This window comes from Streptomyces sp. NPDC026515 (genome assembly GCF_055567595.1).
In genome coordinates, this window is sequence record NZ_JBVHQD010000036.1 from 45954 (window position 1) to 55953 (window position 10000).

At 70.2% G+C, this 10000-nt stretch carries 13 protein-coding genes, 3 tRNA genes and 1 pseudogene; 6 read left to right on the plus strand and 11 right to left on the minus strand.

All coding sequences use genetic code 11. The features are described 5' to 3' along the window. Nucleotides 1–13: 13 nt before the first annotated feature. From ACZ4O3_RS42015 to ACZ4O3_RS42040, 6 genes are all read right to left on the minus strand, one after another. Nucleotides 14–595: a TetR/AcrR family transcriptional regulator gene (locus tag ACZ4O3_RS42015; protein WP_467727629.1), complete on the minus strand. Its 582-nt coding sequence runs from the start codon at nt 593–595 to the stop codon at nt 14–16. Between the two features lie 172 nt (nt 596–767). Beyond that, nucleotides 768–1196: a MaoC family dehydratase gene (locus ACZ4O3_RS42020; RefSeq protein ID WP_362725925.1), complete on the minus strand. Its 429-nt coding sequence runs from the start codon at nt 1194–1196 to the stop codon at nt 768–770. Between the two features lie 7 nt (nt 1197–1203). Next, a complete protein-coding gene (locus tag ACZ4O3_RS42025; RefSeq protein WP_362725923.1) occupies nt 1204–1665 on the minus strand; it encodes a MaoC family dehydratase N-terminal domain-containing protein in 462 nt (153 codons plus the stop codon). A 117-nt stretch (nt 1666–1782) separates the two neighbouring features. After that, nucleotides 1783–1947 carry a 50S ribosomal protein L33 gene (gene rpmG, locus ACZ4O3_RS42030; RefSeq protein WP_003948671.1) on the minus strand — a complete coding sequence of 55 codons (165 nt, stop codon included), beginning with the start codon at nt 1945–1947 and terminating at the stop codon, nt 1783–1785. 89 nt (nt 1948–2036) lie between these two features. Further along, a tRNA-Met gene (locus ACZ4O3_RS42035) sits at nt 2037–2109 on the minus strand. Nucleotides 2110–2153: 44 nt separating this feature from the next. Then, nucleotides 2154–2226, minus strand: a tRNA-Thr gene (locus tag ACZ4O3_RS42040). A gap of 266 nt (nt 2227–2492) precedes the next feature. Here ACZ4O3_RS42040 and ACZ4O3_RS42045 point away from each other — a divergent pair. Both ACZ4O3_RS42045 and ACZ4O3_RS42050 read left to right on the plus strand, forming a co-directional pair. Beyond that, nucleotides 2493–3761 (plus strand): amidohydrolase family protein, encoded by a 1269-nt coding sequence (locus tag ACZ4O3_RS42045; RefSeq protein ID WP_384990623.1) that lies wholly within the window; start codon nt 2493–2495, stop codon nt 3759–3761. Between the two features lie 211 nt (nt 3762–3972). Beyond that, complete coding sequence (locus ACZ4O3_RS42050) at nt 3973–4629, plus strand: SDR family oxidoreductase (protein ID WP_362716167.1); 657 nt, start codon at nt 3973–3975, stop codon at nt 4627–4629. A 54-nt stretch (nt 4630–4683) separates the two neighbouring features. On the opposite strand, the gene ACZ4O3_RS42055 is transcribed toward ACZ4O3_RS42050, so the two are convergent. Together ACZ4O3_RS42055 and ACZ4O3_RS42060 are read right to left on the minus strand one after the other, a co-directional pair. Next, entirely contained in the window at nt 4684–4896 is a 213-nt protein-coding gene (locus ACZ4O3_RS42055) for a hypothetical protein (protein WP_467727632.1), read from the minus strand. Between the two features lie 315 nt (nt 4897–5211). After that, nucleotides 5212–5293, minus strand: a tRNA-Tyr gene (locus ACZ4O3_RS42060). Nucleotides 5294–5517: 224 nt separating this feature from the next. Here ACZ4O3_RS42060 and ACZ4O3_RS42065 point away from each other — a divergent pair. Further along, complete coding sequence (locus tag ACZ4O3_RS42065) at nt 5518–6006, plus strand: YajQ family cyclic di-GMP-binding protein (RefSeq protein WP_362716161.1); 489 nt, start codon at nt 5518–5520, stop codon at nt 6004–6006. A 102-nt stretch (nt 6007–6108) separates the two neighbouring features. On the opposite strand, the gene ACZ4O3_RS42070 is transcribed toward ACZ4O3_RS42065, so the two are convergent. Continuing rightward, entirely contained in the window at nt 6109–6375 is a 267-nt protein-coding gene (locus tag ACZ4O3_RS42070) for a GlsB/YeaQ/YmgE family stress response membrane protein (protein ID WP_362640547.1), read from the minus strand. A 189-nt stretch (nt 6376–6564) separates the two neighbouring features. Between ACZ4O3_RS42070 and ACZ4O3_RS42075 the strand changes: the two genes are divergently transcribed. Next, nucleotides 6565–7809 (plus strand): APC family permease, encoded by a 1245-nt coding sequence (locus ACZ4O3_RS42075; RefSeq protein ID WP_362716158.1) that lies wholly within the window; start codon nt 6565–6567, stop codon nt 7807–7809. Between the two features lie 31 nt (nt 7810–7840). Here ACZ4O3_RS42075 and ACZ4O3_RS42080 read toward each other — a convergent pair whose 3' ends face one another. Both ACZ4O3_RS42080 and ACZ4O3_RS42085 read right to left on the minus strand, forming a co-directional pair. After that, the gene (locus ACZ4O3_RS42080; protein WP_362716156.1) at nt 7841–8413 is read right to left on the minus strand and encodes an SMI1/KNR4 family protein; all 573 of its coding nucleotides are present in this window, start codon (nt 8411–8413) and stop codon (nt 7841–7843) included. 131 nt (nt 8414–8544) lie between these two features. After that, nucleotides 8545–8835 (minus strand): YccF domain-containing protein, encoded by a 291-nt coding sequence (locus tag ACZ4O3_RS42085; protein ID WP_467727639.1) that lies wholly within the window; start codon nt 8833–8835, stop codon nt 8545–8547. Between the two features lie 118 nt (nt 8836–8953). Here ACZ4O3_RS42085 and ACZ4O3_RS42090 point away from each other — a divergent pair, with 118 nt between their 5' ends. Further along, complete coding sequence (locus ACZ4O3_RS42090) at nt 8954–9355, plus strand: YccF domain-containing protein (RefSeq protein WP_467727635.1); 402 nt, start codon at nt 8954–8956, stop codon at nt 9353–9355. 249 nt (nt 9356–9604) lie between these two features. Then, nucleotides 9605–10000 (plus strand): annotated as a pseudogene (locus ACZ4O3_RS42095) (helix-turn-helix domain-containing protein); the annotation flags it as partial.

The window sequence follows — 10000 nt, forward strand, 5'->3', positions numbered from 1 at the left end:
GCCGGGCGCCCCTTCACTCGTCGTCGCACCCGTCCAGCCGTCCCGTGGTCGCGGCCTTCGCGTACATCCCCTGCCAGACCCGGTGCTCGGGCGGAAAGCCCATGGCCGCGTAGGTGTTGATGAGCATGCCCTTGGCCAGGAAGGTCGTCGTGCGGTCGACGTCGGCCCCCGAGAGCAGGTGGACGGTGTCCCACAGACGCCCCCAGCCGGCCCGCACCAGTTCGCCGAACTCGTGCTCGCCCTCCGCCTCGGCGGCCGACACGGTGATGTACGTCTGCATCTGCATCTGGAGCCACTCGGGCCGCTCCTGGATCAGCCGCACGTACGTGTCACCCATGGCATGCAGGGCCTCCTCGCCCTGCACCCCCTCGGCCGCCCCCTCGAAGAGTTCGCACATCTCGTCGATGCAGCGCTGCGAGGCGGCGGCGAAGATCGCCTTCTTGCCGGGGAAGAGCCGGAAGAGGTACGGCTGGGAGACACCGACCCGTTTCGCGATCGCCTCGGTGGAGGTGCCGTAGTAGCCCCTCTGCGCGAACTCCGTGATCGCCGCACGAACGACGCTCTCACGCCGCTCCTCAGCACTCATCCTGACCATGCGGAGAAGTTAGTACTCAATCACTAACTAAGTCAAGCAGCCGGAACACCAGCTCCCCCTCGGCCGTTCGACGGGCAGGGGGCCGCACATGCGTAAGGGACGCCCTGCAAGGGAGAGCGCCCCTTACCGCGCTGTGGGACCCGCCGGGTCAGGCCAGTCTCACGAGCCGGGTTCAGGCCAGCCGTACGACCGCCCGTGACATGCCCAGCACCTTCTGTCCCGCGCTCGTCGCCGTCAGGTCGACGCGCACGGTGTTGTCGTCGAGCTTGGCCGCGACCTTGCCGCTGACCTCGACCAGGGCGCCCTGGTCGTCGTTCGGGACGACGACGGGCTTGGTGAAGCGGACGCCGTAGTCGACGACCGCTCCCGGGTCGCCGATCCAGTCGGTCACCACGCGGATCGCCTCGGCCATGGTGAACATGCCGTGCGCGATGACGTCCGGCAGGCCCACCTCCTTGGCGAACTTCTCGTTCCAGTGGATCGGGTTGAAGTCCCCGGAGGCACCCGCGTACCGCACCAGCGTGGCACGGGTCACGGGGAAGACCTGGGCGGGCAGTTCGGTGCCGACCTCGACGTCCTCGTACGCGATCTTCGCCGTCATCGGATGCTCACGCCCCCTCTTCCACGTCCGCCGCACGGGCCACCAGCTTGGTCAGTGCGCTCACCACGAGTTCACCCGTCTCGTCGCGGACGTCGCCGCGGATGTCGATGACGTCGTTGCCCGCGAGGGACTTGACGGCTTCGATCGTCGAGACGACGGTCAGCCGGTCGCCGGCACGCACCGGGCGCCGGTAGGCGAACTTCTGGTCGCCGTGCACCACGCGGCTGTAGTCGAGGCCCAGCTGCGGGTCCTCGACGACCTGCCCGGCCGCGCGGAAAGTGATCGAGAAGACAAAGGTCGGCGGAGCGATCACGTCGGAATGGCCGAGCGCTTTGGCGGCCTCCGGGTCCGTGTACACGGGGTTGGTGTCGCCGACCGCCTCGGCGAACTCACGGATCTTCTCCCGGCCCACCTCGTAGGGCTCGGTGGGTGGGTAGGTCCGTCCCACGAAGGACTGGTCGAGCGCCATTGGCCCGGCACCTCCTGATGTCTGCTGTGATGCCCCACAAACTAGCGGGAAAGCCGACTGCCGAAACGCCGTGAGGCCGCCCCCGGGATGGGGACGGCCTCACGAACGAGCCTGTTGTTACCGCGTTTCGCGATGCGCGGTGTGCGCATTGCAACGCGGGCAGTGCTTCTTCATCTCAAGACGATCCGGGTTGTTACGCCGGTTCTTCTTGGTGATGTAGTTCCGCTCCTTGCACTCCACGCAGGCCAGCGTGATCTTCGGGCGGACGTCGGTGGCAGCCACGTGAGTGCTCCTAAGACGAACGGATGGACTGATTCAACGCAAAAAGAGTAGCCGATCGAAGGACCGACCCCGCAATCGGCTACTGTCAGTAGCGGTGACCGGACTTGAACCGGTGACACAGCGATTATGAGCCGCTTGCTCTACCGACTGAGCTACACCGCTTTGATGAGATCAGTCCCGCCTCGCGACGGGACCTCTCACACCAGAGCCCCAATACGGAATCGAACCGTAGACCTTCTCCTTACCATGGAGACGCTCTGCCGACTGAGCTATTGGGGCGAGCGATGAAGACATTACACGCTCGGCCGCCGTTCACCCAAATCCGTTTCCCGCCGCTCCACCGGGCCCCTTCCACCTGGCTCACTGCGGCCTCCGGGGCCCCTCCAGAAGCTCCTCACGCGCGCGTGTCGAAGCGTTCCCGACCGGTCCGACCAGGCCGGTACGACTATTGCGCTCCTCCCCGCCGCGCACGGTTCGCCACCCTAGGCTCGACTCACTCTGCGTGATCTTGAGTCCCCCGCCCGGACCGACCCTCCTGGAGCGCGATGCCTGACAGCCAGCCGCAGCCGCCCTCGTCGTCGTCCAACTCCCCGGGCTCCTCGGGACAGCCCGAGCCGGCCGGGCTCCTGCTGTGCGGGGCACGGCTCACCGACGGCCGCACCGTGGACGTACGGCTGGGCGGCGGGCGCATCGAGGCGGTCGGTACGGCCGGCAGCCTGGCACCGGGTCCGTCCCGCCCGGGCGGCACGCGCGTGGACCTCAGCGGCTACCTCCTGCTCCCGGCCCCCGCCGAACCGCACGCCCACGGCGACACCGCCCTCTCCGCCGACCGGGGCGGTCCCGTCCCGTACGACCCCGACGACGTCCAGCGCCGCGCCACCGAGGCCGCCCTGCTGCAACTCGGCCACGGCGCGACGGCGGTACGCGCGCACGTGCGCGTGGGCGACGTCCAGGGGCTGGCCGCCCTCGCCGCCGTTCTCCAGGCCCGCCGTTCGCTGCGCGGACTCGCGGAGCTGACGACGGTCGCGATGCCGCGCGTGCTGACCGGAGTCGCCGGCGTCGAGGGGCTGGCGCTGCTGCGGGACGCCGCGAAGATGGGCGCGTCCGTGCTGGGCGGCTGCCCGGACCTGGACCCCGATCCGACGGGCTACGCGGAGGCCGTCCTGGAGGTGGCCTCCGAGCACGGCTGCCCCGTCGATCTGCACACGGACGCCGTGGACGCGGCCCGGCTGGCGAGGCTCGCGACGATGGCGGGCGGCATGCGCCCCGGCGTGACGCTCGGTCCGTGCGCCGGGCTCGCGCGCCTGCCCGCCGAGGCGGCGAACCGGGTCGCGGACCAGCTCGCCGCGGCCGGCGTCACGGTGGTGTGCCTGCCCCAGGGCGGCTGCGGCTCCGTCGACCGCCGCGGCACCGCCCCGGTACGGCTGCTGCGCGCTGCCGGTGTACGGGTCGCCGCAGGCAGCGGCGCCCTGCGCGACCTGTCGAACCCCGTCGGCCGCGGCGACCCCCTGGAGGCCGCCTACCTCCTCGCCTCCCGCCACGGCCTGCGCCCCGAGGACGCCTACGAGACCGTGAGTACGTCCGCCCGCGCCGCCCTCGGCCTTCCCGAGGTGCGTGTCGAGGCGGGTTTCCCCGCCGAACTCCTCGCCGTACGAGGCGACCACCTGGCAGGCGTCCTCTCACTCGCCTACAGCCGGATCGTGGTGCACCGGGGGCGCGTGGTGGCACGCACGAGCGCGGTCCGCGAGTACTGCAACTCGGCGGCGACAGCGGAACTGGGGCTGCCCAGGCAGGGACGGGGCGAGGTGTCCTGAGGGGCGCACCGGGGGCGAAGGGGCCGGGCGGGTGCCGGCGGTCCGAGCGGATACCTGAGCCGAAAAGCCGGCGTGCGGTGACGACCGTGCGCGGGAGCGCGTCCGTGAGGACGACCCCCACCCGGCCAGGCACTTCACGGGCTCGGCGCGGACGCGCGGGGCGCATGAAGTCGTGCGGCGGATGCGGGGCTTCGGGCGTACGGTCGGAGACATGCGCATTGTCATCGCTGGTGGTCATGGTCAGATCGCGTTGCGGTTGGAGCGGCAGCTCTCCGCGCGCGGGGACGAGGTCGCGGGAATCATCCGGAAGGCCGAACAGGGCGACGGTCTGCGGGCGGCCGGCGCCGAACCGGTGCTGCTCGACCTGGAGTCGGCGTCGGTCGAGGAGGTCGCGGCGTGTCTGCGAGGAGCGGACGCCGCGGTGTTCGCGGCGGGCGCGGGCCCGGGCAGCGGCACGGCCCGCAAGGAGACGGTCGACAAGGGCGCGGCGGTGCTGTTCGTGGACGCGGCCGTCCGCGCGGGCGTGCGCCGCTTCGTGATGGTCTCGGCGATGCGCGCGGATCCGGCACACCAGGGTGACGACGTCTTCGACGTGTATCTGCGGGCCAAGGGCGAGGCCGACGCGTACGTCAGCCGGCAGACCGCCCTGGACTGGACGATCCTGCGCCCCGGCTTGCTGACGGACGAGCCGGGTACGGGACTGGTGCGTCTGGAGGCGCACACGGGCCGGGGACCGGTCACGCGTGACGATGTGGCCGCCGTGCTGGCGGAGTTGGTGGACACGTCGGCGACCGCCGGTCTGACCCTGGAGCTGATCGGTGGTTCGACGCCGGTCACGGTGGCCGTGAAGTCGGTGGCCGGGAACTGAGCCCGCCGCCCGGCCGTTGGGACTTGTGACGGTGACGACAGCCGGGCGCGCTCGTCAGAACAGCGGCAGCTGTCCGGGAAAGGCCGGCACGGCGTAGCCGTCCAACGACGGCTGGACCGCGCCGAGTTCGGCCTGCCGCCGCGAGCCGGAGCAGGAGACCAGGTCGCCGGTGTCCCGCGCCCCGGGCGGGTCGTGCCGCGCGAAGCGTCCCGCGACGACGGCGATTTCGCGGTGGCACACCGGACAGGTTCTGCGTCGGGAGGGCATGATCCCAGTGTGCCCCGGGGCGTGCCACACGTGCCGGGGGCCGCGGGGTCCCGGGCGGCTGATCGAGCGCCCACGGCGTCTCCGGCGCCCACACCGGCCGCCGCGACCGGGGAGGCGCACCGCTGCCGGTCACGAGGGCCCCGCCAACCGCACCTGCCCGACGGGGGACAGGGATTCCGCGGACGCGGCGCCGGGGCGGGGATGTCGTCGCGCCTCCGCTCGCCGCATCCATGGCACGACAAGCCCCCACGGCACAACAAAAAGAGACCCCCTCCGACCTGTGTTTCCACAGTCCGGAGGGGGTCTTCCCCAAAGTGGCGGCGCCAGGATTCGAACCTGGGAAGGCGAAGCCGGCAGATTTACAGTCTGCTCCCTTTGGCCGCTCGGGCACACCGCCGGGGTCTGCCACCAAGTCGAACCGTTTTTCGGCGGTGCTCCCTGGCAACGACGTAAACAATACCCGATCCCCAGGGGTGCTCCGCCACCCGATTGATCTGCGCTCACGAGACGTGGGGTGGCTAGGCTGGTGCGGATGCGGCCCGGTCCCCACACCAGGCGCTGTCGCCGTCGCGCGCCGGAACGCATCCCGTTACGCCCCCCCGATACAAGGAGCCACAGGACATGGCCGACTCCAGTTTCGACATCGTCTCGAAGGTCGAGCGGCAGGAGGTCGACAACGCCCTCAACCAGGCCGCCAAGGAGGTCTCGCAGCGCTATGACTTCAAGGGCGTCGATGCTTCGATCGCCTGGTCGGGCGAGAAGATCCTGATGCAGGCGAACTCCGAGGAGCGGGTCAAGGCCATCCTCGACGTCTTCCAGTCGAAGCTGATCAAGCGCGGCATCTCGCTGAAGGCGCTCGACGCGGGTGAGCCTCAGCTCTCCGGCAAGGAGTACAAGATCTTCGCGTCGATCGAGGAGGGCATCTCCCAGGAGAACGCGAAGAAGGTGGCGAAGATCATCCGGGACGAGGGTCCCAAGGGTGTGAAGGCCCAGGTCCAGGGCGAGGAGCTGCGCGTCAGCTCCAAGAGCCGCGACGACCTCCAGGCCGTGATCGCGCTCCTGAAGGGCCAGGACTTCGACTTCGCGCTCCAGTTCGTGAACTACCGGTAGTCGCCCCCGGGCCGAGACACGACGACCAGGCCGAGACGGACGAAGGGTGGGCGCCAGGGGCGCCCACCCTTCTCGTTTCCCGTCCGTCGGCCTGCCGGGCGATCAGTCGCGCGAATTGCCGAAGAGAAGGCGGTAGAGGATCAGCAGCACCAGCGAGCCGCCGATCGCCGCCACCCAGGTCGCACCGTCGTAGAAGTTCTTGGTGACGGGGTGGTCCAGCCAGCGGGCCGAAATCCAGCCGCCGAGGAACGCGCCCACGATGCCGATGAGAGTCGTGCCGATGAAGCCGCCCGGGTCGCGTCCCGGCAGCAGGATCTTGGCGATGGCGCCGGCCAACAGTCCCAGGATGATCCAACCGATGATGCCCATGCGCTGAACCTGCCCTTCCGCGCTGTGTTCGCACTGATCCGGCCCTGTGATTTCGTTCTCTGCCGGCTGTGCCGGACAAGTTGTCCGAGTCATCCACAGATGGCCGTCGCGCACATGTGTTCGCGCCCTGTCTGCTAAGAGGACGCCACGGCGACACCCTGCGGTTGCGGCGATCAGTAGGGTGCGCGCATGTCCTCCTCCCCTCCCGGCCTGCGGCGCACGCTGGGTCTGCACGACGCTGTTCTCATCGGCCTCGGCTCGATGATCGGGGCGGGCGTGTTCTCGGCTCTGGGCCCGGCGGCCCGCGCGTCCGGTGCGGGGCTGCTGCCCGCGCTGGCTGTCGCTGCCGTCGTCGCCTACTGCAACGCCATGTCCTCGGCCCGCCTCGCCGCCCGCTACCCGCAGTCGGGCGGCACCTACGTGTACGGACGGGAGCGGCTCGGCGCCTTCTGGGGGTACCTCGCGGGCTGGGCGTTCGTCGTCGGCAAGACGGCGTCCTGCGCCGCGATGGCGCTGACCGTGGGCGCTTACGCCTGGCCGGGGCAGGCACACGCGGTCGCGGTCGCGGCCGTGGTGGCACTGACCGCCGTGAACTACGGCGGTATCCAGAAGTCGGCCTGGCTGACGCGGGTGATCGTGGGCGTGGTGCTGGCCGTCCTCGCCTGCGTGGTGGTCGCGTGCCTGACGTCCGGGCGAGCGGACGCCGGGCTGCTGCACATCAGTCTGTCGTCGGGTGCGGGCGGCGTACTTCAGGCGGCCGGCCTGCTGTTCTTCGCGTTCGCCGGGTACGCGCGGATCGCGACCCTCGGCGAGGAGGTACGGGACCCGGCGCGCACCATCCCGCGCGCGATTCCACTGGCCCTGGGTATCGCGCTGGTGGTGTACGCGTGCGTGGCGGTGGCCGCGCTCTCCGTGCTCGGCGCCGACGCGCTGGGGCGGACGGCGGCGCCGCTGGCGGACGCGGTGCGGGCGGCCGGGGTGCCAGGGCTGGTGCCCGTGGTGCGGGTGGGGGCCGTGGTGGCCGCGCTCGGTTCGCTGCTGGCGCTGATCCTGGGCGTGTCACGGACCACGCTCGCCATGGCCCGGGACGGTCATCTGCCCCCGGCGCTGGCCGCCGTGCATCCGCGCTTCGAGGTCCCGCACCGCGCGGAGCTGGCCGTGGGCGCGGTGGTCGCCGTCGCCGCGGCTACCGCGGACGTCCGAGGCGCCATCGGGTTCTCCTCCTTCGGTGTGCTGGTGTACTACGCGGTGGCCAATGCCTCGGCCTGGACGCTCGATCCGGCGCCGCGTGCCCGCGTGGTACCGGTGGTGGGCCTGCTGGGGTGCGCGGTGCTCGCCTTCGCCCTGCCGGTGGTGTCGGTGGCCGCGGGGGCGGCCGTGCTGGCCGCGGGCGCGGTGGCGTATGCGGTGCGGCGGCGGGTGACGGCTCCGTAGCCGGCTGCCGCCTTCCGGGAGGCCCGGTCGTTCAGGGGGCCTGCCGCGGGGCCGGTGCCGTGCGTATCCGCAAGTCGTCCCACGGGGCCAGATCCGTGCCCTCGTCGGTCTCCTCGTACCAGCCCGTGCGGTTCATCCAGACGCACAGCCAGTCGGTGAGGGTGGCCGCGTCCACGAACCAGGCGCCGTCGGCGCCGTCGCCGTTCGGTTCGTAGAGCAGGACTGTGGCCTGCGGGGTACGGCAGTCCACGCACGCGTACATGCCACAACCCCAGTGCGAGATGGGCAGGACGCCCTCCGGCCAGGGCCACTGCGGGTTCTTGCGGCCGTACTCGCGGTTGGTGAGGTACTGGGCGACGGCGGCCGGTTCGCCGGACGGGGCGGCGTCCAGCAGGGGCAGCAGACCGTACGACGGGCCGAAGCCTCCGTCGCCGACCTCCTCGTACAGCGCGGCGAGGAGGGGTGGCAGGGGGAAGCCCAGGGCCTCCCGGGCTCGGTCGAGGGTGGCTGCGTCTACGGGTGCGGGAAGCGACGGCCAGCCCCACGGGCGGGTGTCGCGGGCCCGCAGGGCCACCTGTGTCAGCAACTGCCCGATCTCGGTCATGGCTTCATGATGCAGGCCGCCGCTGACAATCGCGGCGGCCTGTGGACAACCCTTGGCCCGGATGCGGGCCTGTGGACAACTCGTGTGCGGCGGGAGCCGCATGAGGTGTGGTCAGCGGGTCGCGGGGGTGGTCAGCGAGTCGCGAACGGCTGGTCGGTGGGCACGATCTCGCGTCCCAGCGGAAGCAGCGAGACCGGGATCAGCTTGAAGTTGGCGATGCCGAAGGGGATCCCGATGATCGTCAGGCACATCGCGACACCGGTGACGATGTGGGCGAGTGCCAGCCACCAGCCCGCCAGGATCAGCCACAGAACGTTGCCGACGCAGGAGGGGGCGCCGGCGTCCCGCCGCTCGACGGTCGTGTACCCGAAGGGCCACAGGGCGTAGACGCCGATACGGAAGGCCGCGAGGCCGAACGGGATCGTCTCGGGACGTTCCCAATCACGCTACAAGGGCGCTGAGGTTCCGCCTGGACGCCTGACCGGCTGATACTTGTGGCAGCAGGCATGCCAACGGAGTGACCTGGAGAGGGTACCGATCATGAAGGTGTTCAACCTGCTGCTCAACATCCTGTGGCTCGTCTTCTGCGGCCTCTGGATGGCGATCGGCTACGCGATCGCAGCGTTGATCTGCTTCGTCTTGATCATCACCATCCCGTTTGGCATCGCGTCCCTGCGTATCGCCGGCTACGTCCTGTGGCCGTTCGGACGGACCACGGTGGACCGACCGGACGCCGGCGCCGGATCCTTCATCGGCAACGTGATCTGGGTGATCTTCGCCGGATGGTGGCTGGCCCTGGCCCACCTGATCACAAGCATCCCGCTGTTCCTGTCGATCATCGGGATCCCATTCGGGTGGGCCAACCTGAAGCTCATCCCGATCTCACTCATGCCGCTTGGGCGTGAGGTAGTTCCGTCGGATCAGGGATTCGGCGGGCGCTGACGGTAGTCGTCGCTCAGCAGTTGCCGCGCCGCCTCCCTCACTCTGGAAAAGCAGCTTCTGCCAGACTGAGCGTTACCGTCGGCAATACCCTTCGGACGCCAAAGAACCAGCTATGGGCAGGGGGCAACGTCTGGCCGTGCTGTCACGACGCAATGGCTGTGTAGGAGCTAGTGCTCTGACCGGGAACGTTGGCCGGAGTGGTGGTTCGGGCAGTTGGATGTCCGTAGACGTCCGTCCGCTGGGGGTGTGGTGGCTGAGCCTGTTCGTGTGCGCAGACTGACCGACCAGGAGGGGCAGAAGCTGCGGCAGATTGTGCGCCGGGGCAGTACGAGTTCGGTGCGTTACTGACGCGCGATGATGCTGCTGGCCTCGGCCGGCGGCAACCGGGTGCCGGTGATTGCGCAGCTGGTGCAGGCCGATGAGGACACCGTCCGGGGTGTGATCCACCGGTTCAACGAGATCGGCCTGGCCTGTCTGGACCCTAGGTGGGCGGGAGGCCGTCCCCGCCTGCTCAGCACTGACGACGAGGACTTCGTCGTGCAGACGGCCACCCCCGTTATGTTTTCCGCGGTCCTGCAAGAGGGCCGCTGGCCTCCGGGCCCGGCATGGCTGTTCCCCCCTGTCGAACAGATGACCTGGGGGGTG

Coding starts and splice junctions, on each gene's coding strand:
- ACZ4O3_RS42015 (WP_467727629.1), bottom strand. CDS start 595: ATGGTCAGGATGAGTGCTGAGGAGCGGCGTGAGAGCGTCGTTCGTGCG.
- ACZ4O3_RS42020 (WP_362725925.1), bottom strand. CDS start 1,196: ATGACGGCGAAGATCGCGTACGAGGACGTCGAGGTCGGCACCGAACTG.
- ACZ4O3_RS42025 (WP_362725923.1), bottom strand. CDS start 1,665: ATGGCGCTCGACCAGTCCTTCGTGGGACGGACCTACCCACCCACCGAG.
- ACZ4O3_RS42045 (WP_384990623.1), top strand. CDS start 2,493: ATGCCTGACAGCCAGCCGCAGCCGCCCTCGTCGTCGTCCAACTCCCCG.
- ACZ4O3_RS42050 (WP_362716167.1), top strand. CDS start 3,973: ATGCGCATTGTCATCGCTGGTGGTCATGGTCAGATCGCGTTGCGGTTG.
- ACZ4O3_RS42055 (WP_467727632.1), bottom strand. CDS start 4,896: ATGCCCTCCCGACGCAGAACCTGTCCGGTGTGCCACCGCGAAATCGCC.
- ACZ4O3_RS42065 (WP_362716161.1), top strand. CDS start 5,518: ATGGCCGACTCCAGTTTCGACATCGTCTCGAAGGTCGAGCGGCAGGAG.
- ACZ4O3_RS42070 (WP_362640547.1), bottom strand. CDS start 6,375: ATGGGCATCATCGGTTGGATCATCCTGGGACTGTTGGCCGGCGCCATC.
- ACZ4O3_RS42075 (WP_362716158.1), top strand. CDS start 6,565: ATGTCCTCCTCCCCTCCCGGCCTGCGGCGCACGCTGGGTCTGCACGAC.
- ACZ4O3_RS42080 (WP_362716156.1), bottom strand. CDS start 8,413: ATGACCGAGATCGGGCAGTTGCTGACACAGGTGGCCCTGCGGGCCCGC.
- ACZ4O3_RS42090 (WP_467727635.1), top strand. CDS start 8,954: ATGAAGGTGTTCAACCTGCTGCTCAACATCCTGTGGCTCGTCTTCTGC.